Here is a 25,094-nt window from a genome sequence, read left to right on the forward strand (position 1 = left end):
ATTCGTCACTCACCCGCTTTAACAAATGAGCTTAATTCTGTCTGTGGATGATCCGCCGTCAGTGCCTCTATCGAGTCTTCAACCAACACCTTACCTAGCGCCACAAACACAAACTTATTCGCGATACTGCGTGCGTCACCTAAATGGTGAGTCACCATCAAGACCGTAATATTTCGCTCTGCCGCTAATCGCTTCACTAAGCTAAGCATCTCTTCACGCAGCAAAGGGTCAAGCGCAGAGAAAGGTTCATCAAGCAGCCAAATATCATGAGGTTGGACAAAACAACGCGCTAACGCGACACGCTGGCGTTGACCACCGGATAAGTGCTCAGGCAATCTATCCAAATACTCTGCAACACCTACTTGTGCGGCTGCTTGCTCAACTTTGAGCTTTTGGGTTGCCGTAAGCTTTAATCCCGGGTGCAGACCTAAACCAATATTTTCACGTACCGTGAGATGGGCAAACAGGTTGTGCTCTTGAAACAACATCGCCAACGGACGCTGATGTGCTTCTTTACCAATAAGCGACTGCCCAGCCACTGATATCTCACCCGATGTAGGCTCGATGAAACCAGCAACTAGCGCCAACAGTGTAGACTTACCCGCACCACTCGGCCCCATAAGCGCAACAATATCGCCCTGCTCAGCTTGAAAATCAAAGCTAAACAACTCTCTGTGATAATGGTAATCCACATCTTTCATCACTAACATCATCGGTTCCTTAATTCTTTAGCATCGAGCTTAGATCTTCGAGTAAATAAGAATTCTATTAAGCTAAAACTGCCGACACTCAGTAACAGTAAGCTCACAGAAACTACCGCCGCCGCTTCCATTTGATAGCTGCCTAACAATTGGAATAGGTACAAAGGCAGAGTTCTAAAATCTTGGCTACCAAACAAAGCAATCGCGCTTAAGTCACCCATCGCCAACATAAAGCTAATCGAGAAGGCTTGCGCCATCGGCTTACGCAATGCTCGCCACTCCACTAACCTAAAACGCGTGAAACCTGTCATACCCAAGCTTGCACACACATACTGGTACTGCTGAGACAAATGCAGCATAGGTTGAGCTAGGGTTTTAATTACGTAAGGCAGCGCCATTAAGCTGTTGACGGCAATCACGATAAAGAAAGCTAAACTGAATACATCGGTGAATGAACGCAGTAATAAGAAGATACCCGTACTGATCACCAGCCCCGGAGTCACCAAGATAATAGTGCCAATCAGCTCGATTTTATCGGCTCGAAAATTCTTGTTCTGTAAACGCCATGCTCGGCTAGTCAGTAGTATGGCGATACCAATACCAACTGCGATAACACTTGCTAATGACGCGACTTTAACCGAGGTCATTAACGCCGCCCAAAACGGCTCGCTGCTGAGTACGGTTAATGCCTGCGAGTTAATTCCACTGACGATAACCATAGCTAATGGCGGCAATACCAGCATTGAGACCATGATGATCCAAAAGCTATCCCAAGCTTTTGACCACCAGCTGTCCTTAACCAAATATTTCTCTTCAGACAACTGACTGGCCGTCACTGAAATAGGCTTCGATAGGCGTTGAATGCTCACCGCTAGCACACCACACAGCAGCATTTGCCATATCGCGAGCAAGGCACCAGCTTGAAGGTCAAAGTCGAATTTAATCGCCTGATAAATAGCGAGCTCGATAGTGGTTGATTTAGGTCCACCGCCTAGCGCCATCACGGTAGCAAAGCTGGTAAAACACAACATGAAGACTAAGCCACACACATGTGGTAATTGCTGTCTTAAGCGAGGCCATTCAACCCATCTGAATTTGTTCCAATGACTCATACCCAAGTGAGCACAAAGCTTGTGTTGCTCGGCAGGCACGGTATCTAACGCTTGCAGAAGTAAGCGACTGGCATAAGGCAAGTTGAAGAAAACGTGCGCCAGCAAAATACCATTCAATCCGTATATGGAAAATGGCAATTCAATATCGAAGTTCGCCAAAAACTTAGCTAACCAACCACTATTGCCATAGATCGCAAGTAAGCCAAATACACCCACTAACACTGGCAGGACTAAGGTCGACGCGAACAGCCTTAACAACAAAGCGCGTCCAAAAAATTGTCTACGACACAGCGCATGAGCAATAGGTATAGCAAAGCCAACACTCAGCACCGTTGAGAGTGTCGCCTGATAAAAACTGAATTTCGTTACATGCCAATAGTAGGGATCGGACCATACTTGGCTGATATCAAGAGAAGGGGCATTGCTAAGCAATGCCCCAACTGCTGAAACCACGAAGGCGGTAATGAGTATCGCTACCCAAATCCCAACCTTAGGTGTTTTCTTTATCATAGATTGATTTTTTACCGTAAATGGTTCGCTCAGTTAACATCGAACAAACCTTTAAATACAGAAAGTTAGAAAGCTAATTTTTTAAAAGCAAATTAAAAAGTAAGTGCACTCTGCCATTCACGAATCCATGGCTTACGCTTAGCTGCAATTTCTTCGGGCGTAAAGCTTAACGCTTGCTGAGGAACCGTAAGTTGCTCGAACCCTTTTGGAAGCTCAATATCGGTCACTGGGTACATCCAGTTGCCTGTTGGCATCGCCGATTGGAATTCATCACTTAGGATAAACGCCATAAACTCATCAGCAAGCTTTTCGTTCTTGCTGCCTTTAACCTTAGCGGCCACTTCCACTTGAGTGTAATGCCCTTCTTCGAAGCTTGCTGCTGCATACTTAGAATCGCTTTCAGCAATAATGTGGTAAGCCGGAGAAGTTGTATAAGACAACACTAAATCCGACTCGCCTTCTAGGAACATAGAGTAAGCTTCAGACCAGCCTTTGGTTACAGTCACTGTTTTCTGAGCAAGCTTCTTCCATGCTGCTGTCGCTTCATCACCGTATACTGATTTCATCCAAAGCATCATGCCTTGGCCTGGTGTTGATGTACGTGGATCTTGGTAGATGACCTTAAGATCATCACGCTGCTCAACCAGTTCTTTCAAGCTCTTCGGCGGGTTTTCCAGTTTCTCTTTATTGTAAACAAAAGCAAAGTAGCCAAAGTCATAGGGTACAAAAGTGCTGTCGTTCCAACCATTAGGAAGCGTTACCGATGACGTATCAACATTATGCTCAGCCAATAAGCCCGTCGCTTTCGCTTCAGCCATCAGGTTGTTGTCGAGACCTAGCAAGATATCGGCTTTGCTGTTGCCGCCCTCAAGACGTAAACGGTTAAGAATAGACACGCCATCTTCTAGAGCGACAAAATTCACATCACAACCACACTTCTCTTCGAATGCTTTTTCAACGGCAGGACGAGGGCCCCAATCCGCAGCAAAAGAGTCATAGGTGTATATAGTCAAAGTGTTGTCTGCAGCAAAGGCAGAAAAAGAAATAGCTGTAGTAACAGCAAGGGTAGTTAATGTGAATTTCACTGGACGCTCTCCATGGTCTGAGCGGCACAGGTTTGAGGGAGGAGAACGGTAGAGGTTGTTCCTAACTCAATTCCTACGCCAGCATTATCTGGTTCAGGTTTACGGGTCCCAAGCACCTGCTTGATCTCAGCTCGCATTCATTATTTGAATGGTTCGCTCCCCGATGAGTGTTCAGAATTGTAATTTGATTTTTAACAATAAGCTATCAAGTTTAGATCAATTACGTTGATCGTAGCCCCAACGTGGCACTAAACCTTGTTCGATACCTAAGTGATCAAGGATACGCGCTACCATAAAGTCGACCAGATCTTCAATTGACTTAGGTTGATGATAAAAACCTGGGGCTGCAGGCATGATCGTCACGCCCATGGTCGAAAGCTTGTGCATGTTCTCTAGATGAAGCGTCGAAAATGGCGTCTCACGAACCACCAACAACAATTGGCCTCGCTCTTTCATGACCACATCTGCTGCTCGCTCGATCAGGTTATCCGACAAGCCATGTGCAATCGAAGCCAAGCTTCCCGCTGAACATGGACAAACGACCATCTGCTTCGGCGCTGCTGAACCAGAGGCAACCGGCGAGAACCAATCATCTTTGCCACACACCACCAGCTTCTCAGGGTCGCAGCCAAGATGTTTAACCAAAGCTTGTTTCGCCGCATCTGGCCCAGCCGGTAACTTAAGTTCATGCTCGGTCGCCAATACCACTCGCGCTGCCGATGAAATCAGCAAGTAGACCTGATAATCGGCTGCCAAAAGGCATTCAAGCAAACGCAGGCCATAAGGCGCACCGGATGCGCCAGTGAAAGCAAGAGTTATCGCTTTATCGTGTTTTGTCATGTTCTCAATTACTTCAAATTATAAGGTCGTGGATGCAGTTAGCCTTTGAGTGCCAATCCATCCAACAGTTTTTGGTGAATGCCACCAAAGCCACCATTACTCATTACCAAAATTTGGTCGCCAGCTTGTGCCTCTGAGACAATTTTAGCAACGAATGCATCCATGTCATCACTCACGTGTGCCGGTTGGTGACAAGCGTCTGCAACATCTTGAACTGACCAATCAATGTTATCCGGTTGGAATAAGTAGGTAGAATCCGCCTGCTTCAACGAATCAGCCAGTATTTCTTTGTGCACACCACGTTTCATGGTGGCAGAACGAGGCTCTAAAACGGCAATGATTTTCTTAGTGTCGACCTTATTACGTAATCCGCCAAGCGTAAGTTCAATCGCCGTTGGATGATGAGCAAAATCGTCATAAACAGACACACCTGCCACCTCGCCTTTAAACTCCAAGCGGCGCTTAGTATTAATAAAGGTAGCTAGTGATTCACAAGCAAGGTCAGGTGTCACGCCCACATGACGTGCAGCTGCTATCGCCATCAAAGCATTATTTACGTTGTGGTCGCCAACCAAGTCCCAATTTACGGTTCCAACACATTCATTTTGGAAGTAAACCTCAAATTGAGAGCCGTCTTTGACCAGTTTCTTGGCATCCCAGTCGCCTTGATCGCCACTCGATTCAGTTTCACTCCAGCAACCGCGAGCTAGAACATCTTCAATAGCAGTATCTTGCTTAGGTGAGAATATACGGCCATTGCTCGGCACAGTGCGCACCAAATGATGGAATTGACGCTTAATCGCTTCAAGATCGTCAAAGATGTCCGCATGATCGAACTCTAGGTTATTCATCACTAAGGTTCTTGGGTGGTAATGAACGAACTTAGATCGTTTATCGAAAAAAGCACTGTCGTATTCGTCGGCTTCTACCACGAAGAACATACTTTCACCAAGGCGAGCAGAGATACCAAAGTTACCCAACACTCCGCCAACTAAGAAGCCCGGTGCATAGCCACAGTCTTCCAAGATCCAAGCCAACATGCTTGATGTCGTGGTCTTACCGTGCGTTCCCGATACCGCTAACACCCAACGGTCTTGCAGCAGGAACTCTTGCAACCACTGAGGACCAGAGGTGTATCTAAGGTTGTTATCCAACACATACTCTACACACGGATTACCGCGGCTCATTGCGTTACCGATAACCACGAGATCTGGCCTTGGTTCTAATTGGCTAGGGTCGAACCCTTCAATAATTTCAATCCCTTGTGATTCCAACAAGGTGCTCATTGGTGGGTAAACATTCGCGTCACTACCCGTAACCTTGTGACCTAATTGACGAGCCAATACCGCAGCACCACCCATGAAGGTGCCACAAATTCCTAAGATATGAATATGCATAAATTGCTTCCAAACGCTTGGCTAAATAAACGATGTCTAATTAAAACGGCTTGCACTCATTATCATTAAATGGCGATTAAAAGCGAGCGGCAATGCAAAACAAATTGAGTCGACATAGTAAGTGAGATCTGTGTCGCTTAGTTCATTACCATTAAAAAGATCTAACCTTTAGAATTTAGGTAAGCGTCTAGATGAATAAAGCCCACTCAAGAGGCCGAATCTACAGTGCTCAAATCCCCCCTAATATTGAGAGAAGTTTAAGGAAATAACATGTCTGAGATGCGCACCCTTGGTGAGTTCATTGTTGAGAAACAGAGTGACTTCCCCCATGCAAGCGGTGATCTATCATCCCTTTTGTCGTCTATTCGACTTGCTGCAAAAATTGTTAACCGTGAGATCAACAAGGCTGGCCTAGTCGACATCACTGGCGCTGTTGGTACAGACAACGTGCAAGGTGAAGAGCAGCAAAAGCTAGACCTTTACGCGAACGACAAATTTAAAGCGGCTCTAGAAGCCCGCGACCAAGTTTGTGGTGTTGCAAGTGAAGAAGAAGACGAAGCTGTCGCCTTCAATAAAGAGCTCAACAAAAACGCAAAATACGTTGTACTGATGGATCCACTAGATGGCTCATCAAACATCGATGTAAATGTATCGGTTGGTACAATTTTCTCTATCTACCGTCGAGTATCACCGATCGGTACACCACCAACACAAGAAGATTTCTTACAGCCAGGACACAAGCAAGTAGCCGCGGGTTACGTGATTTACGGTTCTTCAACCATGCTTGTATACACAACAGGTGCTGGCGTAAATGGCTTCACCTACGACCCATCACTGGGTACCTTCTGCCTATCTCATGAAAACATGATGATTCCAGACGAAGGTAAGATTTACTCAATCAACGAAGGTAATTACATCCGCTTCCCTACGGGTGTTAAGAAGTACATCAAGTACTGCCAAGAAAATGAGCCAAGCGACAACCGCCCTTACACATCACGTTACATCGGTTCTCTAGTATCAGATTTCCACCGTAACCTTTTGAAAGGCGGCATCTACTTGTACCCAAGCACGCAAAGTCACCCTCAAGGTAAACTGCGTCTGCTTTACGAGTGCAACCCTATTGCTTTCCTTATGGAGCAAGCTGGCGGTATTGCATCAGACGGTGCACAGCGTATCATGGATATCAAACCAACTGAGCTACACCAACGTGTGCCTTTCTTCGTTGGTTCAACAAAAATGGTACGTAAAGTAGAAGAGTTTCTTGAGCTGAACCCTGAGTAACCCTCTCATTTCATTCTCAAACTAACGCTATTAAAAAGCCAGCACCTCAGTGCTGGCTTTTTGTTGTCTCGTAAGGTGATTAACTAGTTAGGAATCATTGTTCCGCTGACACCAGTTACCCGAAAGTATTTCTTTATTAGCTGTTAGATCAAGCTGATACAAATATACCCATGCTAATCCAAATATAGTCTCTATTTGCTCGCGACGATACTCAACAGGAACATCTTCTAGCCGATCGAGCGACTCTAAAATTTCGTCGTTAATGATATAGACCTCACCAGCGACACTTTTCTTTCCCAAAATCATCGCCGGATAGGCACCTAAATCAAAAAGTGCGTATTCCTTAGGTGTATCAAACTGCCCTAATAAATCGCAGCCCTGCAAATAATGGTGATTGGACTGACCTTGCCTCAAGGTTCCATAGACAAAAACAAGATGCTGCATATGCCCTCCCATACGGCTCTACTCGAACTCAAATTGATAGAGAAGATCCACAGCACTGTCTAGGCCAGAAACAGCTTCAACATAGAGATCCTGCATCAATCTATAACGAACGGTAAACTCACCTAACGAGTTAAAGATACCCACACCATACTTCACCTGTAAGCCAGGCAGGATGTAACCACTTACCGTCACTTGAGAGTCATCGCCAGAGCCTGCAGTATCCAGTTGCAAGTCCTTTACACCAAAGGCTTCACCGATTTCACCAACAACCTTACCACTCTTCGCTAAACTCAAACCGATTAAAGTCGTTGTCATCGAACCGCTCGACTCACCGTCGATATCTTGGCCACGCAAAATATAAGACAGTGCGTTCGCTTGTGGCATCGCTGGGTCAGAATAAATCTCGATGGTAGGCTCTGTCGCAGGGCCAGTCACTCGAATACCAGCGGTCACGTCATCCTGAGTATTATCAGGATTACGAATCGCGTTGATGGCTACGTATGGCTGATCCGGTGGTCCATTCATTAGGATCTTACCCTCTTCGATCAAGAGGTCTTGCCCGAATGATTGATAAGTACCATCGACGATGTTCACTTCACCTGTAATAAATGGACCTTGGTCTTTTTGAGCCACGTTGAGCTTACCGACCAAATCACCTTCAAGACCGAAGGCAGACAGTTTAAAGTCATCACCAATGGAGATATTAATATTCGTCATCACATTGAATGGATTCGTATCTTCGTTTTCTGGCTCTAGATCTTTATTCAAAATAACCTGATCAGAAGAGACGCCAACCGCTGACGGTGGTAAATCTTCAACAACAATTCGTCCCCATGGTAATGCAATATCACCGGTGATTTTCGCCAGATCTGGTGTGACATCAATAGTCATATCAGGTACGACCTTCACCTTAACCATCGGTGGGATATCAACCATCAACTCATCAGCGAAAACTCTAACGTTCGAATGCCATGCTTTAAGATCTTGCCAATCTCCGGTTCCCTCAATATCAAGGTGACCATCAGGTGTTTCGACATTCGCATCCAGTTTTGCACTATAACCATCAAAGTCGAGGTCGATGCGGCCACCTTTCACATCAACAGGCGTAACATCGCCTTTGACTTGAATACCATCAACAGAGAATTGACCAAAGACTTGAGGGTGCATCAGAGAGCCTTTAACTTGAAGATCACTCTCAAGGTCGGCTTTCAATAAGCTGTATTCACCTAGAATTGGTTGTAAGAAATCAAGATGGAACGTGGTCAGCTTAATTGCCGCATCGACCATTTTGTCTTCGGCAAGAATATCCGGTAACGACACCGTGCCAGACAGGTCACCATTGTCGGAAACATCCAACTTAAAATCGGCATCCAGTTTGTTGTCTTTCAGTTGGGCATTCAATGCAACGCTTTCCCAACCCAGTGTGATTGGCTCACCCACTTGTTGAACAACCTGACCTTTCGGCATATCAACGCTTACCGTGACTTCAGGCTCATCTTGTTCAGACCACTTTGCATGAGCAGTCGCATTGACTAAGCCCTGTAATTGCGTCTCTTTAGGCACAAAGGCTTTAATCTGCTCGAAATCGAATTGATTGATGGCTACCTTGGCCTCACCCGATTTTCCGACACGAACGTCTTCATCCAAACACACGCTCGAACCCGATTGTTTCCAACAGTGCGCTTGAACATCGGCAAACTGTTTATCAACATCCGCATTTATCGCGACAGGTTGATCTAACACCCAAGGGCCTTGCTGAGTGGTGATTTTGACTCTGTCTAACGATCCATACCAAATAAGAGAAGGCTTTTGAATCAACTCTCCGGAAATAGCTAAGCTTGTAGACACGATGTCGGATATCACATCAAGTGTCACTGTGTGTTTCTTCTCACCACCACTCACCGTGAGATCAATGCTTTTTACGCTCTGATCTTGATAGGTTAGGTTGTTAGCTTTTAATTCAAGATCAGCTTGAGCTTCAGGCAATGGCAGAGGAACCACAGAACCATTAAGCGACAAGGATTCTAGTGTTGCTTCGTTATTCCAATCTACCTTATCCACATTTAGAGCGAGATCGACTTCAGGCTTTTTCGTTGGACCACTGAGCTGGATGTTACCAATCACTTTACCTTTCAAATCAGGGACGCTTTTTACAAGCTCAGGGAAGTGAATCTCAACACCCATGTCCCATTTCTTATCAAGCTCACCCTGAGCCTTAATCGAGTTAACACCGTGAGCTAAGCTCAAACCACTGGTTTTCAGTTTTGGTTCACCGCTCGCGCTGCGATCAGACGCTGACAACTGACCTTCGATATCCAGAGGGTATTCTCGCAAGATCCCTTCAATATCCAATTTAGGCAGTTCAATCGCCCAGCCGCCCGCTTCAGTCAACTCACCTGAGGTGACGATGTTTCCACTAATGTTGCCCTCAGCTTCTGGCCACTGCAGACCCGGTTGAATATCTTTGAGTGTCACGTCAGCTTGCCAGTTAACGAGACTCTTCCAGTTCGCTTTAACGACACCGTTAAGCTCACCGCCTAGCGTGTTGAGCTTTAGACGCTCGAGAACAATTTGTTCCGTCGTGCCTTTACCCTGTAGATCGATGGCTAATTCAGGGATTTCCTTACCATCGGCTTCACCTTTAAGAAGAACATTAAAACCATCTAGTGAGCCATCAGCTTTAAATTGCTCAATTGTCGCTTGGTAATCGCTTTTTCCGGTAAGGGGCCACTGTGCTTGTCCGCCCTCTAAAAGAAGGTCAAATGGCAGAGTCGGTTCTAAGGGTTGAATATCCCCAGACAACTTTGCCTCAATCAGCTCAGAAAATTGGGAGTCTAGGTTTAGCTTAGCCACGCTGCCTTGTGCTTTCAGAGACAACTTCTGCCCAACAAGGTCGGTTTCTTTCACCAACGCATCCAAAGAAAGTTCTAGCGGGTAACCGCCCTTGAGCTCAACCTTCGTGGTTAGATTGGCGCTTGCTTGTGGCATATCGAGTTCGAGAGTTGAAACATCAACCGTGTGTTTGCCCGCGCGAGCTTCTAGCCCAAGGTGGTTAACAACGATTGGTGTTTCTTGTTCTAAGGTGAAACGGTTGAGGTCAAAACGCTCCAACACAACCTGCAGAGGAATCCAGACTTCCGGCAATTCGATAGCCGTTTTAACGGCAGCTTTTGGCTCAACCTTTTCTGCTTGCGGTTCTTCTGTCGACTCAGCGAGTTTAACCTTAAGATCATTGAATAAGGTTGGCGATACAGTTAGCTTTTCGCCCTGCATACTCAAAGCCGTAGAGAACAAGCTCCATTCAATTTCATGCCCTAAGATATTCAACTTGATATCAGACAAAGCGATACGGTTGATTACGATTGGCAACGGTGTTTTTACCGATGTTACGGGCGGAGTAGGTTCTGTTTCTTCTGTAGAGGCCGGAGGCAGTTCAGTAAATGCGAAGTCCAATCCTTGAATCGCTAAACGATCGACACACAACTTAGGGTCGAGCAGACAGCGAGGATTAATCGCCAAGTTCAGCTTTTGAACTTTGGTGTCTATATGCAGGCTGTCATCTTTAAACTGAACATTATTAAGCGTAAAGCTCGGGAACAGAGCCCCTTTAGTGCTTTCCACTTTAAGCTGTGGCAACGCTTTTTCAGCGCCCCACAACACAGTGTTCAACCCTGGATTGGTGAACAAAACAAAACCTAGCAAGGCTATCAACAACAGCAAAATAGACGTCAATGAGATCGACGTCCACTTGATGCACTTGCCCATCACTTTGATCATAATTCTGGCCCTAAACTAAAGTGTAACTGGAACTCATCACCTTTTGCTGCATCTAGACCCCAAGCAAAATCTAAGCTCACAGGGCCGACGGGCGACGCCCAACGAACCCCGACGCCGGTACCATGTTTCCATTCAGGTTTATCATTGAAGGCATCACCAATGTCGTAGAATGCTGCGCCCCACCAGTTTCCAACCAAGCGGTATTGGTATTCAAACGAGCTGGTTGCAATGAATTTGGCACCCGTTAGTGCGCCACTTTCATCTCGAGGAGAGATCGACTCATAACCATAACCACGAATGCTATTGTCACCACCAGCAAAGAATCTTAGGGAGGGAGATAGCTTATCAAACTCGTCGGCAAAGTTGCCGCCAAATTGAAGTCGAGTTAAGCCTCGGTGATTGTCGCCAATGCTTCGAATCCAAGCGGTTTGACCTTGAAAACGAACAACCTTAGTTTCAGATAACAAGGTATCATCACCCGCTTCAACCATAATGGTTTGTTTATCGCCCCACATCGGCATCGAACCGCCTCGCGTTCGAGTGCGTGAGAAAGAGATACCCGGCAGCACAAATTGCGCTAAATCATCCTGCAAACCTTGCTCATAGTTTTCGACCAAGTATCGAATGAAGACCGTGCGTTGCCAACCGTTATCCAGTCGCCAATATCTTTCTAGCGCTAAGTTTGACTCCAAACTCTTGGTATCACGATTATCCAAGTTTTTCATACCGTACTTAACTTGATAGTAGTCGTTCAGCACGTCATCCAGAGGGATTTTATAGGTAGCGGTAATCGTCTGTTCAGGTTTAGAAATCGACAGGCTGCTATTGAAGCTATGGCCTTGTTCATTAACCCAAGGTTTTTTCCACTTCAGAGTGCCTTTTACGCCAAGGTCGGTGGATACACCGATACCCGTTTCGATTTGGTTACGAGCTTGCGGAGCAAGGCTAACCTTCATCGGGATCTCTCGGCCTTCGCCTAACTGGCTTAAATCTGGTTCAACAAATACCGAGGAGAACCAATCCGTATTGGACAGGTTTTGGTTGTACTCACCGACTTTGGTGATTGAGTAAGGTTCGCCATCCTCAAATGGTTTAAGTGACTGCACCTTATCTTCTTCTATCTGGCTACCAGTAACCTGAGTAGTACCAAAGTGATAGCGGATACCACTGTTATAATGAAGACGAACATAAGCGCGGTTCAATTCAGGAGCGACTTCTAGCTTACTAAGATCATAAGCACCATCGAAGTAGCCTTTCGCTAAGCCAAGGTTGCGGATCGACGATTTCAAAGAGTCATAATTACCATGATTCAGAGTCGAACCTTTAGACAAGCTACTCTTCGCTATCAAGGCTAAAAAGTCTGGGTCATCCTTGGCTTCACCAGTTAGAACGATATCTGAAGTATAAATAACAACAGGCTCTCCCGGCTCAACCGTAACGGTCATTTCGGTATCATCTTCGGAGTGAGTAAATGTGATTATAGGGTGGTAGTAGCCTAACGCATTCAGGGCTTCTTTAATCATAGATTCCAAGCGGGATTGGAATCTTAGTGAAACCGAATACTCTTCTTCAGGGATCGCACTCAGATAAGCATCAACATTATCCTCAAGCGCTCCATCTAGCCCTTTGATTTCAAGGGAAACGTCAGCGAAAGCGAGCGTCGATGACAATAGAGTGCCAATCAGAACTGGTAAAGTTTTTCTTATCATGTTTAATTGGTGAAGAAGTTATCAATACGTTAATAAGTGAAAAGAAATAATACCGCTAAATAGGCATTGAGTCTGTAATAAATCCTGGAATAACACGGTCTAATTTAAAGACTTATTCAATATTGACCAACAGTTAATATGAACCCACGTTAAATAAAAGCCAGCGCGGTAAACGTATGCGAAAAGGAATATAACATGCTAAACAAACAACAACTGGTTTCTGCAGCAACCGCACTACCGGGAAATGCTGACCCAATTCGAATCACTGAGCGCCATTTCGTCAATCAAACCGACCTGCTCGATGCACCCACGGGCTCTCAACAAGAAGTCCTGTTTGGTATGGGGTGCTTCTGGGGAGCTGAGCGTTTGTTTTGGCAATTGGATGGCGTTATTTCAACATCCGTTGGTTACGCTGGCGGATACACAGTTAATCCCACTTATGAACAAGTATGTACTGGGCAAACCGGCCATACCGAGGTCGTTCGTGTCATATTTGATAGTGAACAAACCTCTCTAGCTCGAATACTTGAAACCTTTTGGGAGCGTCATGACCCAACTCAAGGGATGCGCCAAGGCAACGATTTAGGGACTCAGTACCGTTCTGCGATTTACACCTTCAGTGAAGAACAACAATCTATCGCTGAGCACTCTAAACGTGAATATCAACGAGCAATGACTGAATCTTTAGGCAACGAGATCACGACGGAAGTTCTGCCTGCTGGAAAATATTTTTTCGCAGAAACCTACCACCAGCAATACCTAGCTAAAAATCCGAATGGGTATTGCGGGTTGGGTGGAACAGGTGTGTGCTTCCCTCCACAATAAAGTGCCGTTCGACATACCATCGTGAACGACACGCATTAAAAAAGGGCTTCCATCAGGAAGCCCTTTTCATTGTTAATCTATTCGGTGCAAGACAAATCGATAAAGCTCAGTTACACCGGCAACGCTGCAATGGTGCCGTTAACTTCTTTAAAAATAGTGAGCTTTTGTTTGTCTGAAACTTCAGGAAGTAGCACCTTGCCTTGGTCGAAGCGAAACTCTCCAACACCTTCAATAGCAAATTGGCCTTTGAACAGGACTTTAACGAAACGCGCCACCTGACGTGGACGGTAAGTAGAAAATTTTCTTAACATAATACAACCTCAATTCCATTTGAGTACTACAGTCACATACCTGAACAGCGTCGCTGTTCAAAGCACATTTAATCGCTAATTCCTTTAGCAAACAGCAAGATAATCTATTGTTCATCTTGATATTGATGCATTATACCTTTTGGTAACAAGCCTGCAACTTCTTTCTACGTCGTACGATAAAAAAGTTAAAGAGGCATTTTTCAAATTTCATATTATACTTCCTGTGCAAACCAATAAGCGGAACAAAAATATAATGAAAAACAAAACTCTACTGGCTTTTCTAGCCGCAGCCTCTCCACTCTTCGCCAATGCTCACAACCTATCAGTAGGCGCTACCCTACCTGCCGTCGATGTGAGTAACTATGGTGAGATTGTTCTAAACGACGGAAATACTGGATATCAAGCTTGGGCAACCAATGATCTTCTAGGTAAAGTTCGCGTCGTTCAAGCTATCGCTGGCCGCAGCAGCTCTAAAGAGCTCAACGCACCACTGATGGCAGCCATTACCGCATCGAAATTCTCAGAAGACAGCTACCAAACCACCACTATCATCAACCAAGATGATGCGATTTGGGGTACTGGGTCTTTTGTTAAGTCCTCTGCCGAAAGCAGCAAAGAAGAATTTCCATGGTCTTCTATGGTCCTAGATGAAGACGGCGCCGTTGCGTCAACATGGGCTCTAAAAGAAGAAAGCTCAGCGATTATCGTTCAAGACAAGCAAGGTAAAATCTTGTTTGTAAAAGAAGGTGCATTAAACGAATCAGAAGTCACTCAAGTCATTGAGTTGATTAAAGCGAGCCTTTAATAAGATATTCGCGTCTTTTTCGAGACCTAACCAAAGGATATTGTTATATTATAACAGTATCCTTTTTTTAATTCTGTGGTTAATCATCCTGATGTGGCAAAACACACCCAACAATGTGAAACGCAAAACAGGCTTCTTGCTTGGGCTTATGCTCATGTTAAGCGTGTTAGCCGCAACACACATTGTGGATATCGCACCAGAGCACCACACTTCACACCATTGTGAGCTGTTTTCGCTTAATCAGTTCATCACAGCGCACTCACTACCACAGATTCCAGAGTTCCATTCGGAATTTACTGTCGCTATTACAGAGTCAGTAACTTCACTACAGCGGCTATATTTCGCTTATTTGGCACGCTCACCTCCTGTAAATATCGCTTAATTACCACTACTTTTTAATTAACCTTTATTCAGGAAAAAACATGAAACCTACTTTTTTAGCCGTTGTTATCGGCATGACTGTCTCTACAAATGTTCTAGCTAACGAAGAATTCCGCTCTCATGATGCACACGTACATGGCCAAGTTGAAGTAAACATCGCGCAAGATGGGCAAGAATTGCTTGTTGAAGTGACAGCTCCCGGCGCTGATGTGGTTGGGTTTGAACATGCTCCAGAAACTGCAGAACAGAAGAAAGTGTTTGAACAGGCTATCGCACAATTAAACAAGCCAGAAGAGCTGTTTAGTTTTAACAATGCGAGTTGTACTCTGAAGTTCAAGTCAGTAGCAAACACCTTAGAAGGCGGTCATAACGACCATGAAGGCCATGACCATGCGGAACACGGTTATGGCGACCACAAAGACCATGATCACGCTGAACACGATCATGACGACCACAAAGACCATGACCACGCTGAACACGATCATGATGACCACAAAGACCATGACCACGCTGAGCACGATCATGATGACCACGAAGGTCACGACCACCACGATCACTCAGAAGGTGGCCACGGTGAGTTCACTGTTGAGTACCACTATGAATGTTCAGATGTTGCTAAGCTAGACACAGTTAGCACTCAGTGGTTCTCTAAGTTCAGCAACACTGAAAAAATGACGGTGAACCTACTAACAGACACAGCTCAAGTACAAGAAGTGCTTAACGCAGAGCGTATTAGTTTCCGATTCTAATCACTCATAGATCGGATTAAACGTAAAATAAACAGCCAGGTAAGTCATCGCTTACTTGGCTGTTCAAATCGGTGTGTTCCTGGGAATTTATGTTTCAAATTACTGTCCAGTAGATACACCGCTTTAATTATTGGAGCTAGCATGTCTTCTGACAGTTCATCACTTGTGGTCAAACTCGAAAATATCAGCTTTCGTTGGAAGCCTGAATTACCACCAACGCTAGAGATCCCCTCTCTTCACATCCAAGCCCAAGAGCACCTTTTTATTAAAGGACCAAGTGGTTGTGGAAAATCAACTTTGTTAGGGCTACTGACCGGAATCAACCAAGCTGAGCAAGGAGAAGTCTCTATCCTTGATCAAGACCTCACTCAGCTTACACCTCGTCAAAGAGATAAATTCAGAGCCGATCATATTGGTTATATTTTCCAACAATTTAACCTGCTTCCTTATCTATCAGTTATCGATAACGTGACGCTTCCTTGCCAGTTTTCACAGATTCGTAAACAGCAAGTCGCTGAAAGCCAGAAAAGCTTACAAGAGACGGCTCGAGAGTTGTTACTCCGATTAAAGCTACCTCAAGCTTTAATGGACAAGCCCGTTACCGAGTTGAGCATCGGTCAACAACAACGTGTTGCTGCCGCTCGTGCTTTGATCGGCCAACCCAAAATCATTATTGCCGACGAGCCAACCTCGGCTTTGGATCATGACAACCGAGAAGCTTTTATCGAACTGTTGTTAGAACAAGCCAACCAGGCAGGTTCTACTCTTATCTTTGTTAGCCATGATCCAACACTAGAAAAGTTGTTCACTCGAACCATAGATTTAAAAACCGTTAACCAAGCTAAGGTTGTCGTATGAAAGTAATTACTCACTTAGCCTTAAAAAGCGTACTCAACCGTAAAGCCACAGCCATTCTAACTATTCTCACTGTGGCTGTATCCGTCATTCTATTACTCGGTGTGGAACGTGTAAGAACCGAAGCTAAGAGCAGCTTCGCCAATACGATTTCAGGTACTGACCTTATCGTCGGTGGCCGCTCTGGTCAGGTAAACCTGCTGCTTTATTCCGTATTTAGAATCGGTAATGCGACCAACAACATCGACTGGAAAAGCTATGAAGAATTTAGCCAGCACAACGCTGTAAAGTGGGCGATCCCAATCTCATTGGGTGATTCACATAAAGGCTTCCGCGTAATGGGCACGAACCATAGCTACTTCGAGAATTATCGCTATGGAAGTAAGCAACCACTTACTTTTCAGCAAGGCAAAGAGTTTAATCAGCTATTTGACGTAGTGATTGGTGCCGACGTCGCGAAGAAGCTAGATTACAAAATAGGTGATCAAATCATTCTTGCGCACGGTATCAGTGATGTTGCGTTTAGCCGTCACGATAATCTGCCCTTCAAGATTGTGGGAATACTCGCGCCAACAGGAACACCAGTAGACAAAACCGTACACGTATCGCTAGAGGCAATCGAAGCAATTCATGTTGGCTGGGAATCAGGTGCCAACCTCGGGCACACACCGAATGCTGAAGCGCTAAAGCAACGTGACTTCCAACCGAAGCAGATTACCGCGATGATGGTTGGCCTTAAATCGAAGATCCAAACCTTCGCACTGCAACGAGAAATCAATAACTACCGCCAAGAACCTTTAAGCGCCATTATGCCGGGCATTGCGCTTCACGAATTGTGGGGAATGATGGCTGTAGCAGAACAAGCATTACTGATTGTTTCAGGGTTTGTTGTTGTCGCCGGATTATTGGGTATGCTCAGTAGCCTACTCACTAGCTTGCAAGAAAGGCGTCGAGAGATGGCTATCCTACGTGCGATGGGCGCAAGACCTCGTCATGTGTTTGGTTTACTGATCAGTGAAGCCAGTGCACTAACCTTCCTTGGCATTACATTAGGTGTTGCAGTGCTGTTTGCGCTGATCGCAGTAGTTGCTCCTATTGTGCAACAAAGTTATGGTATCAACATATCGATATCCGCAATCACACCGCATGAGTGGAAACTGCTTATGCTGGTACAAGTTGCCGGAATCATTATCGGCTTTATTCCCGCTTTCAGGGCTTACCGCCAGTCATTGTCTGATGGCATGACGATTCGAATCTAAAATAGGAACCTACGATGCAACGCAAATTCCTACTGATACTTGGGCTACTTCTGTTCCCATTTATCAGTACAGCTCACGCTGAAACCACTCAGAATGACGAATCGGTATTAACACTTGAATGGATTGATTTGATTCCAGAATCAGAACGTGCTCAGCTAGATTCATTTGGTATGCCGATGGTTGACCACAATAGTATGGACAAACCTCAACAATCGACACTTGGTGCTGTTCGCCCAGAGCTGAATGGCAGCACAGTGAAGATTCCTGGCTTTGTGATTCCATTGGAAGGTGATGAGAATATGATCACTGAGTTTCTGCTGGTACCGTACTTTGGCGCATGTATCCACGTGCCACCGCCGCCACCGAACCAAATCATCTACGTGAAGTTCCCGAAAGGTGCACCAATACAGCAGTTATGGGATGTGATCTATTTGGTCGGAACGCTGAAAACTGAGTCAATCAGCCATGACTTAGCGCAAACCGGTTATCTTATTGAAGGTACTGCGATTGAAGAGTATGACGACATGTAGTCATTAGAAGGGTGGCTCAAGGATGAGCTGCCGTCACTGAACGAGTGTGATCATTCAATAACAGTTTAATAACGATAATTTTCTTCTGAATTACGCGATGTAATTAGATAAGTAAGCTAGAACAGCGACATAAATCGCGAGTAATAACCCTATACTAAGCTGTTTCTTCAGCTTGTTATCATTGACTTGATTCATAACTCCTCCTTGAGAATTACAACAAATTTAACATTTTATTATCATTAACAAAAGTAAAAATTTGTTGAAACCTTCAACTATGCTCGCAAAATCTAGCCACCAATAAGATAAAGAGTTACATTTTAGACAGTTATACCAATCACAATAAGTAAGTGTTCAGAAATAGCGTAGGAAAAAGCCTTGAGAACAAGGCGGAGCTTTTTGATAAGTAGTTATTCTACAATCAAAAATTGTAGCTCAGTTATCAAGCGTTTTAACAAGCTAGGCTGAGCAATTATTTACTACGATTGGTTTTGAGTCGTCTCCTAACGGTACTCTTATGTCAAAAACCAAACAGCCAGTGATCATTGAGCATGCTAGCGACACACAGCATAAGCATGAGAAAAAGCCTCATATTGCCGACAGTGCCAGCAGAATGCTGCACATCGCACAAAGCTTCGGCCTCGATTTCTTAATTAGTCATAGTGCCAAGCCAAAGGATAAAGCTGAGAGTACGCTTATCGAACGGGCACTATTGCGAGAGAAAAAACGTAGAGAGCTTCGCCAAAAGAACCTAGAACAGATTCTAAAGTTGGCGCACTCTTCATGTAAGGATGAAGCGGCTGGAGACCCGGATCAGGACTGGTTATACCGTTTCTTCGACATGGCACAAGAGATCCACAATACATCGATGCAGAGGCTATGGGCTCAAGTACTGAAACGAGAAGTCACCAACCCAGGCTCGACGTCGATGAAGGCACTGCAAATCTTAAAAGACATGACACCAAAAGAAGCGTTAACCCTACAAAGGGCAGCATCACTGGGTTGTAGCTTTGGTAGCGATAACAGCAGAAAGCTCTTACTCGGCTTTAAATCTCATGCTGGGCTATTCAACTTTGGCAAAAGGGACACCACCAACACCATCAACCTTGGTGGGCACAACCTGCCCTACTCCAGCTTGCTCCACTTGATAGAGCTCGGGATTATTCTGGGCACAGAATTAGAATCCGGAGAGATTGATTTCGATCCAGCCCTGCACCTAACCTATCAAGGTAAGAGCATGTCACTGGCACCATTATCAAAAGGCGTGAAGCTGGTTTACTACCGATTCAGCCCTACAGGCAATGAGCTTTGTACCTTGCTCGGTAACAAGCCAAACACGCAGTATTACGATCAACTGATTGCACTATTGAGCCAGAAATTCACAGTACAGACAGAAGTGAAAAGCAGCGTAAATTACACCGTCTAGACACTCGACGGAGCTAAAATAGACGGTGTAAAAAGTGAAGTATAGAGAGGAATAAAGAGAATCTAGAGGATAGGTTTCTTGTCTCGGTAAACTAAGGCTGCACTATTTATCGGTCGTGAATAAACAGATAAACAGCTGAGTAGCCTTAGTCATACCAACGATCTCAGTTGGCTAAGATATTTCGCTTCTCCAACGCATCAATACACAGTTCGACCAATTCATCGAGTGTCTTCTCACCTGCAGGTAGATCAATCTCAGGGTTCTGAGGCGCTTCGTACACTGAACTAATACCTGTAAAGTTCGGGATCTCTCCGGCACGTGCTTTCTTATACAGACCTTTAGGGTCACGCTGTTCGCAAACCTCTAATGGCGTATTGACGAACACCTCAAGAAACTCACCTTCCGGCAATAAATCTCTCACGAGTTGCCTTTCAGCTTGATGCGGAGAAATAAAGGCTGACAACACGATCAAGCCTGCATCTGCCATCAATTTAGCAAGCTCACCAATACGACGGATGTTCTCTCGACGATCTTGCTCAGAGAAGCCAAGGTCACTACATAATCCATGACGCACATTGTCGCCATCCAATAAATAAGTATGGTAACCAAGCTGTGCCAAGCGATTTTCTAATGCTCCAGCGACTGTCGATTTACCAGAACCAGACAACCCCGTGAACCAGAGCACGGCTGGCTTTTGTGATTTCAGATCCGCGCGAAATGTTTTATCAATCGAGTGTTGATGCCACACAACATTCTCATCTTTGGATTTGAGTACTGCGGTCATAATTAGTCCTTTAAATAAACAGCATTAAAATGGGAAAAAATAAGGAATTAGGGTCAGCACCAAGCCCGAATATACAATCGAGATTGGAATGCCGATACGCAGATAATCCGTTAAATGGTAATTACCTACGCTATAAACAAGTAAGTTGGTTTGGTAGCCGTATGGAGAGATAAAACTGGCACTGGCACCAAACAGTACCGCCATGATGAACGGCATAGGGTCAACGCCATAACCTACTGCCATACTGTAGCCAATCGGAAATGAGAGTGCTGCAGCCGCATTATTGGTCACCAGCTCTGTCAAAACCAAAGTCATAAAGTAGGTAGCAACTAACGCACCGAATACGCCCCAGCCATTAAACGCCTCCATAAACATCAGCCCCATCCGCTCAGATAAACCCGATGAAATCATCAGTTGAGCAATAGAAAGTGCAGAGCCCACGATCACCACAATATCAACAGGGAAACGGCGGCGGAGCTCACCCAGTTGCACCACGCCAAATGCCACCAGCAACAGTAGAAAACCAGCTAAGCCTTTGATAATAGGTACTGCATCGATAAGGGCTAAACCAATCACGCTAGCAAAGCCGAGCAACACGAACGTCGATTTGTCGGCATCAAGCTTGGCACTCGAATCTAAGTCATTCATCAACACAAACTCTTTGTTGTGTTGTTGGCGCTGTTCTTCAAAGCGTTTACCTGGAACCAAAATCAAGGTATCACCAGCGGTCAATGTGATATTCCCTAGCCCACCTTCTAGGCGTTCATGGCCACGACGAATAGCAACCACAACCGCATCGAAACGATCTCTAAATTGGCTGGTTTTCAGGGTTTTGTTACAGAAGCTTGCCGACGAACTCACCACCACTTCAACAAAGCTCTGGCCATTCAAATGATGCTGACCAAACAGGGTTAAACCTTGGATTTCTTGCAGTGTTGCAACACTCTCTACATCACCACAAAACAGCAATCGGTCGCGAGCTTGAAGAATAAAATCAGGGTCAATCGACGCGGTGGTTTTACCGTCTCGAATCACTTCGGCTAAGAACAGTTTTCTAAGAGCTCTAAGATTATTTTCACTGACGCTACGGCCAACTAATGGAGAACCTGGCTCAACTCGCGCCTCGAGAAAGTAAGGCAGATCATCTTGAGAACCATCATCGTAGCTGGGTAGAAAATAGCTAAGAGGAATAAGGATCAATACCCCACCGACCAAAACCGCTAAACCGATCAAGGTAGGTGTGAAAAAGTTTAAGCTCGGTAAACCTGCATCTTCAACAAAACTATTGATGATCAAATTGGTAGAGGTGCCGATCAATGTCAGGGTGCCACCTAAGATGGCAGCGTATGACAAAGGGATAAGTAACTTAGACGGCGCGTGCTGTTGATTACGTTTGATCGCCCCGATCAAAGAAACAACCACCGCGGTGTTATTAGTAAAAGAAGAAAGTAACGCTGTAGAAATACCCAACTTCGCAACCACGGTACCTAGCCTACCTTCAGAGATATTGCGGCTAACCCAGCTGATTAAGCGAGTTTTCTCCAACGCACTTGATGCGAGGATCAGAAGAATTAAAGTCAGTAACGAGGAGTTAGTGAAGTTATTAGCCAAGCTCGACAAGTCGATCATGCCAGCCATAAAAGCAATAAACGCCGCGCCAGCAAAGATAAAGCTTGGCTTAATACGGGTAACGAGCAGGCAAGTAATGATGCCGAGCAAAATCGCTAATACAAATCCTTGTTGCCACATATACCCGTCCTTTATGGCGGAAACGATCGGTTTCCGCCTGATTCAATAAGCTGTTACTTGGTCGTTTATGACTTCAGTAGTTGGCTTAGATCTTTGGCATCCCAATGAGGGAAATGTTTGCGAACCAATGCGTTGAACTCAAGTTCAAATGCAGAGAAGTTACCGACTTGCTGTTCAACAGAGTCCAAACGGTCTCGAATCAAACCCGCGCCAACCGTCACGTTGGTTAGTCGGTCGATAACGATGAAGCCACCGGTATCGGCACTTTCACGGTATTTATCCAGCGCGACAGTCTCGTTCAGTGACCATTCACACAAGCCAATGCCATTCAATGGCAACTCATCGACAGCGTGAGTCGATAGGTTGTTGATGTCGTATTGGTGACGAACCGTTTCAACCTGACCAACGGTTTTCTTGCCTGCGATCTTGATGTCGTAAGCTTTGCCTGGTTGCAATGGTTGCTCTGTCATCCACACGATGTCAGCCAATACGTGGTTAGTGGATTCAATCTGCGCGTTTTCTAGCACAATCAAATCACCACGACTGATATCAATCTCATCTTCAAGAGTCAGTGTTACTGCCAAGCCCGCTTGCGCAGACTCCAAATCACCATCAAAAGTTACAATGCGTGCAACCTTAGAGGTTTTACCCGACGGCAGCGCCTTGATTTCATCACCGACACTGACACGGCCAGAGGCAACGGTGCCAGCAAAACCGCGGAAGTCTAAGTTAGGACGATTGACGTACTGAACTGGGAATCGGAATTCACCTGCCGAACGCTTTTGGTCAATGTCGACGTTCTCTAACACTTCTAGCAGAGATGGGCCTTCGAACCATGCAAGCTCTTTACTTGGTGCAGCAACGTTGATGCCTTCAAGCGCCGATACTGGCAAGATCTGAATATTGGTTTCGCCTTCTAGGTTTTCTGCAAACTCTAGGTATTCATCGCGAATTTCTTCAAAACGATCTTGCGCGTAATCCACGAGATCCATCTTGTTTACAGCAACGATGAAATGCTTCAAACCAAGCAGGTTAGAGATAAACGAGTGACGACGTGTTTGATCCAGAACGCCCTTACGAGCATCAATCAAGATCACCGCCAGATCACACGTTGAAGCGCCTGTTGCCATATTGCGCGTATACTGCTCATGCCCAGGAGTATCAGCAATAATGAACTTACGTTTTTGAGTCGAGAAGTAGCGGTAAGCCACATCGATCGTGATCCCTTGCTCACGCTCAGCCTGCAGACCATCAACAAGCAGTGCCAAATCAGGTTTCTCACCTGTCGTTCCCACTCGTTGGCTATCCGAGTGAACCGCCGCTAGCTGATCTTCATAAATCTGTTTTGTATCATGGAGTAAGCGACCGATTAGCGTACTTTTACCGTCATCTACCGAGCCACAAGTTAAAAATCTAAGCATAGATTTATGCTGATGCTGACTTAGATAACCTTCAATCCCTAGTTCAGCCAATTCGGCTTCTACTGCACTATTCATTTTTCTTTCCTTAGATTCTTAGAAATAACCTTGGCGCTTTTTCAGCTCCATAGAGCCCGACTGATCATGGTCAATCGCTCGACCTTGACGCTCACTAGACGTCGCCACCAGCATCTCTTCAATAATGCCCGTTAGCGTATTCGCCTCAGATTCAACCGCTCCGGTTAATGGGTAACAGCCTAAAGTACGAAAACGAACGCTTTTCTCTTCAATCACTTCACCTTCTTGCAGCTCCATACGGTCATCATCAACCATGATCAGCATGCCATCACGCTCAACTACAGGGCGTTTGTCTGAAAGGTAAAGTGGAACAATATCGATGCTCTCTAGATAGATGTATTGCCAGATATCGAGCTCAGTCCAATTAGATAGCGGGAAGACACGAATGCTTTCGCCCTTATTAACCTGACCGTTGTAGGTGTGCCAAAGCTCTGGACGCTGGTTTTTTGGATCCCACGTATGGTTCTTATCACGGAAAGAATAAACACGTTCTTTCGCACGAGATTTTTCTTCATCACGACGCGCACCACCAAAAGCCGCATCGAACCCATACTTGTTTAACGCCTGCTTAAGGCCCTGTGTTTTCATGATGTCAGTGTGCTTCGAAGAACCATGTACAAATGGGCTACAACCCATCTCAATACCTTCTGGGTTCTTATGTACTAAAAGGTCGAAGCCGTACTTTTTAGCCGTACGATCACGAAACTCAATCATCTCGCGGAATTTCCAATCCGTATCTACATGCAATAGCGGGAATGGAATCTTGCCTGGATAAAACGCTTTGCGAGCTAAATGAAGCATCACAGAAGAATCTTTTCCGATGGAGTACATCATCACTGGGTTATCAAACTCAGCCGCTACTTCACGGATAATATGAATACTTTCCGCTTCGAGCTGTTTTAGGTGGGTTAAACGTTCTTGGTCCATTTCAGTGCTTCCTTTAAGGCTCGCGTTACGAGCAATTCATTACTTGGTCTTGCCAAGCATGGGATTTAACTCATCCACTTGAGTGAATGGGAGTATTGGCACTAGAAGAAAACAGAAGCTTCGTGTTGAGCTATCCTTGCTATT

Annotated in this window: 22 protein-coding genes and 1 riboswitch; of the genes, 9 read left to right on the forward strand and 13 right to left on the reverse strand. The window is 45.3% G+C overall.

Annotated elements, in window-relative coordinates; all coding sequences use genetic code 11:
- Nucleotides 1-5: 5 nt before the first annotated feature.
- From thiQ to mpl, 5 genes are all read right to left on the reverse strand, one after another.
- The gene (gene thiQ / locus AB4371_RS00205) at nt 6-710 is read right to left on the reverse strand and encodes a thiamine ABC transporter ATP-binding protein (protein WP_017058908.1); all 705 of its coding nucleotides are present in this window, start codon (nt 708-710) and stop codon (nt 6-8) included.
- Nucleotides 710-2,323, reverse strand: coding sequence for a thiamine/thiamine pyrophosphate ABC transporter permease ThiP (gene thiP, locus AB4371_RS00210; RefSeq protein ID WP_372148579.1), 1,614 nt, complete (start codon nt 2,321-2,323; stop codon nt 710-712). The genes thiQ and thiP overlap by 1 nt, the downstream gene beginning before the upstream one ends.
- A gap of 92 nt (nt 2,324-2,415) precedes the next feature.
- Nucleotides 2,416-3,408: a thiamine ABC transporter substrate binding subunit gene (thiB, locus tag AB4371_RS00215; RefSeq protein ID WP_372148582.1), complete on the reverse strand. Its 993-nt coding sequence runs from the start codon at nt 3,406-3,408 to the stop codon at nt 2,416-2,418.
- Between the two features lie 53 nt (nt 3,409-3,461).
- Nucleotides 3,462-3,581: riboswitch (TPP riboswitch) on the reverse strand.
- A 43-nt stretch (nt 3,582-3,624) separates the two neighbouring features.
- Entirely contained in the window at nt 3,625-4,248 is a 624-nt protein-coding gene (locus AB4371_RS00220; RefSeq protein WP_016787846.1) for a flavin prenyltransferase UbiX, read from the reverse strand.
- A gap of 38 nt (nt 4,249-4,286) precedes the next feature.
- The gene (mpl, locus tag AB4371_RS00225) at nt 4,287-5,645 is read right to left on the reverse strand and encodes a UDP-N-acetylmuramate:L-alanyl-gamma-D-glutamyl-meso-diaminopimelate ligase (RefSeq protein ID WP_372056157.1); all 1,359 of its coding nucleotides are present in this window, start codon (nt 5,643-5,645) and stop codon (nt 4,287-4,289) included.
- 270 nt (nt 5,646-5,915) lie between these two features.
- Here mpl and fbp point away from each other — a divergent pair, with 270 nt between their 5' ends.
- The gene (fbp, locus tag AB4371_RS00230) at nt 5,916-6,926 is read left to right on the forward strand and encodes a class 1 fructose-bisphosphatase (RefSeq protein WP_017063728.1); all 1,011 of its coding nucleotides are present in this window, start codon (nt 5,916-5,918) and stop codon (nt 6,924-6,926) included.
- 87 nt (nt 6,927-7,013) lie between these two features.
- Here fbp and AB4371_RS00235 read toward each other — a convergent pair whose 3' ends face one another.
- From AB4371_RS00235 to AB4371_RS00245, 3 genes are read right to left on the reverse strand one after another with little or no spacing between them, the layout of a single operon-like run.
- The gene (locus tag AB4371_RS00235) at nt 7,014-7,370 is read right to left on the reverse strand and encodes a gamma-glutamylcyclotransferase (protein ID WP_017069403.1); all 357 of its coding nucleotides are present in this window, start codon (nt 7,368-7,370) and stop codon (nt 7,014-7,016) included.
- Nucleotides 7,371-7,388: 18 nt separating this feature from the next.
- A complete protein-coding gene (locus AB4371_RS00240; protein ID WP_372148584.1) occupies nt 7,389-11,147 on the reverse strand; it encodes a translocation/assembly module TamB domain-containing protein in 3,759 nt (1,252 codons plus the stop codon).
- Complete coding sequence (locus AB4371_RS00245; RefSeq protein ID WP_372148587.1) at nt 11,144-12,856, reverse strand: autotransporter assembly complex family protein; 1,713 nt, start codon at nt 12,854-12,856, stop codon at nt 11,144-11,146. Before AB4371_RS00245 ends, AB4371_RS00240 begins: the two co-directional genes overlap by 4 nt.
- 195 nt (nt 12,857-13,051) lie before the next feature.
- Here AB4371_RS00245 and msrA point away from each other — a divergent pair, with 195 nt between their 5' ends.
- Nucleotides 13,052-13,681: a peptide-methionine (S)-S-oxide reductase MsrA gene (gene msrA, locus AB4371_RS00250; RefSeq protein ID WP_017058899.1), complete on the forward strand. Its 630-nt coding sequence runs from the start codon at nt 13,052-13,054 to the stop codon at nt 13,679-13,681.
- 110 nt (nt 13,682-13,791) lie between these two features.
- Here msrA and AB4371_RS00255 read toward each other — a convergent pair whose 3' ends face one another.
- A complete protein-coding gene (locus AB4371_RS00255; RefSeq protein ID WP_017058898.1) occupies nt 13,792-13,992 on the reverse strand; it encodes a DUF1107 family protein in 201 nt (66 codons plus the stop codon).
- Nucleotides 13,993-14,245: 253 nt separating this feature from the next.
- Here AB4371_RS00255 and AB4371_RS00260 point away from each other — a divergent pair, with 253 nt between their 5' ends.
- The 7 genes from AB4371_RS00260 to AB4371_RS00290 all read left to right on the forward strand — a co-directional run bounded on the left by AB4371_RS00260 (nt 14,246) and on the right by AB4371_RS00290 (nt 19,994).
- Entirely contained in the window at nt 14,246-14,797 is a 552-nt protein-coding gene (locus AB4371_RS00260) for a YtfJ family protein (protein ID WP_017063723.1), read from the forward strand.
- 91 nt (nt 14,798-14,888) lie between these two features.
- The gene (locus AB4371_RS00265; protein WP_017063722.1) at nt 14,889-15,179 is read left to right on the forward strand and encodes a DUF2607 family protein; all 291 of its coding nucleotides are present in this window, start codon (nt 14,889-14,891) and stop codon (nt 15,177-15,179) included.
- 40 nt (nt 15,180-15,219) lie between these two features.
- Nucleotides 15,220-15,927 (forward strand): DUF2796 domain-containing protein, encoded by a 708-nt coding sequence (locus tag AB4371_RS00270; protein WP_372148590.1) that lies wholly within the window; start codon nt 15,220-15,222, stop codon nt 15,925-15,927.
- Between the two features lie 141 nt (nt 15,928-16,068).
- Entirely contained in the window at nt 16,069-16,785 is a 717-nt protein-coding gene (locus AB4371_RS00275; RefSeq protein ID WP_017058894.1) for an ABC transporter ATP-binding protein, read from the forward strand.
- A complete protein-coding gene (locus AB4371_RS00280; protein ID WP_017058893.1) occupies nt 16,782-18,041 on the forward strand; it encodes an ABC transporter permease in 1,260 nt (419 codons plus the stop codon). The genes AB4371_RS00275 and AB4371_RS00280 overlap by 4 nt, the downstream gene beginning before the upstream one ends.
- Nucleotides 18,042-18,055: 14 nt before the next feature.
- On the forward strand, nt 18,056-18,571 hold the full coding sequence (locus AB4371_RS00285) for a DUF3299 domain-containing protein (protein ID WP_017058892.1): 516 nt from the start codon (nt 18,056-18,058) through the stop codon (nt 18,569-18,571).
- Between the two features lie 514 nt (nt 18,572-19,085).
- Nucleotides 19,086-19,994, forward strand: coding sequence for a TIGR03899 family protein (locus AB4371_RS00290; RefSeq protein WP_102320277.1), 909 nt, complete (start codon nt 19,086-19,088; stop codon nt 19,992-19,994).
- A gap of 163 nt (nt 19,995-20,157) precedes the next feature.
- Here the strand turns inward: AB4371_RS00290 and cysC are convergent, their stop codons facing one another.
- From cysC to cysD, 4 genes are all read right to left on the reverse strand, one after another.
- Complete coding sequence (gene cysC, locus AB4371_RS00295; RefSeq protein WP_102320278.1) at nt 20,158-20,778, reverse strand: adenylyl-sulfate kinase; 621 nt, start codon at nt 20,776-20,778, stop codon at nt 20,158-20,160.
- Between the two features lie 24 nt (nt 20,779-20,802).
- Nucleotides 20,803-22,527 carry an SLC13 family permease gene (locus tag AB4371_RS00300; RefSeq protein WP_017067554.1) on the reverse strand — a complete coding sequence of 575 codons (1,725 nt, stop codon included), beginning with the start codon at nt 22,525-22,527 and terminating at the stop codon, nt 20,803-20,805.
- A 65-nt stretch (nt 22,528-22,592) separates the two neighbouring features.
- Entirely contained in the window at nt 22,593-24,023 is a 1,431-nt protein-coding gene (cysN, locus tag AB4371_RS00305; RefSeq protein ID WP_017058887.1) for a sulfate adenylyltransferase subunit CysN, read from the reverse strand.
- 18 nt (nt 24,024-24,041) lie between these two features.
- Nucleotides 24,042-24,986 (reverse strand): sulfate adenylyltransferase subunit CysD, encoded by a 945-nt coding sequence (cysD, locus tag AB4371_RS00310; protein WP_226088532.1) that lies wholly within the window; start codon nt 24,984-24,986, stop codon nt 24,042-24,044.
- Nucleotides 24,987-25,094: the final 108 nt, after the last annotated feature.

This window comes from Vibrio sp. 10N.261.51.A3 (genome assembly GCF_041471965.1).
Taxonomy (GTDB): domain Bacteria; phylum Pseudomonadota; class Gammaproteobacteria; order Enterobacterales; family Vibrionaceae; genus Vibrio; species Vibrio crassostreae_C.

Bases quoted from the DNA above. Each gene is read 5' to 3' on its own strand.
- thiQ (WP_017058908.1), bottom strand. From the start codon at position 710: ATGTTAGTGATGAAAGATGTGGATTACCATTATCACAGAGAGTTGTTT.
- thiP (WP_372148579.1), bottom strand. From the start codon at position 2,323: ATGATAAAGAAAACACCTAAGGTTGGGATTTGGGTAGCGATACTCATT.
- AB4371_RS00220 (WP_016787846.1), bottom strand. From the start codon at position 4,248: ATGACAAAACACGATAAAGCGATAACTCTTGCTTTCACTGGCGCATCC.
- mpl (WP_372056157.1), bottom strand. From the start codon at position 5,645: ATGCATATTCATATCTTAGGAATTTGTGGCACCTTCATGGGTGGTGCT.
- fbp (WP_017063728.1), top strand. From the start codon at position 5,916: ATGTCTGAGATGCGCACCCTTGGTGAGTTCATTGTTGAGAAACAGAGT.
- AB4371_RS00235 (WP_017069403.1), bottom strand. From the start codon at position 7,370: ATGCAGCATCTTGTTTTTGTCTATGGAACCTTGAGGCAAGGTCAGTCC.
- AB4371_RS00240 (WP_372148584.1), bottom strand. From the start codon at position 11,147: ATGATCAAAGTGATGGGCAAGTGCATCAAGTGGACGTCGATCTCATTG.
- AB4371_RS00245 (WP_372148587.1), bottom strand. From the start codon at position 12,856: ATGATAAGAAAAACTTTACCAGTTCTGATTGGCACTCTATTGTCATCG.
- msrA (WP_017058899.1), top strand. From the start codon at position 13,052: ATGCTAAACAAACAACAACTGGTTTCTGCAGCAACCGCACTACCGGGA.
- AB4371_RS00255 (WP_017058898.1), bottom strand. From the start codon at position 13,992: ATGTTAAGAAAATTTTCTACTTACCGTCCACGTCAGGTGGCGCGTTTC.
- AB4371_RS00260 (WP_017063723.1), top strand. From the start codon at position 14,246: ATGAAAAACAAAACTCTACTGGCTTTTCTAGCCGCAGCCTCTCCACTC.
- AB4371_RS00265 (WP_017063722.1), top strand. From the start codon at position 14,889: ATGTGGCAAAACACACCCAACAATGTGAAACGCAAAACAGGCTTCTTG.
- AB4371_RS00270 (WP_372148590.1), top strand. From the start codon at position 15,220: ATGAAACCTACTTTTTTAGCCGTTGTTATCGGCATGACTGTCTCTACA.
- AB4371_RS00275 (WP_017058894.1), top strand. From the start codon at position 16,069: ATGTCTTCTGACAGTTCATCACTTGTGGTCAAACTCGAAAATATCAGC.
- AB4371_RS00280 (WP_017058893.1), top strand. From the start codon at position 16,782: ATGAAAGTAATTACTCACTTAGCCTTAAAAAGCGTACTCAACCGTAAA.
- AB4371_RS00285 (WP_017058892.1), top strand. From the start codon at position 18,056: ATGCAACGCAAATTCCTACTGATACTTGGGCTACTTCTGTTCCCATTT.
- AB4371_RS00290 (WP_102320277.1), top strand. From the start codon at position 19,086: ATGTCAAAAACCAAACAGCCAGTGATCATTGAGCATGCTAGCGACACA.
- cysC (WP_102320278.1), bottom strand. From the start codon at position 20,778: ATGACCGCAGTACTCAAATCCAAAGATGAGAATGTTGTGTGGCATCAA.
- AB4371_RS00300 (WP_017067554.1), bottom strand. From the start codon at position 22,527: ATGTGGCAACAAGGATTTGTATTAGCGATTTTGCTCGGCATCATTACT.
- cysN (WP_017058887.1), bottom strand. From the start codon at position 24,023: ATGAATAGTGCAGTAGAAGCCGAATTGGCTGAACTAGGGATTGAAGGT.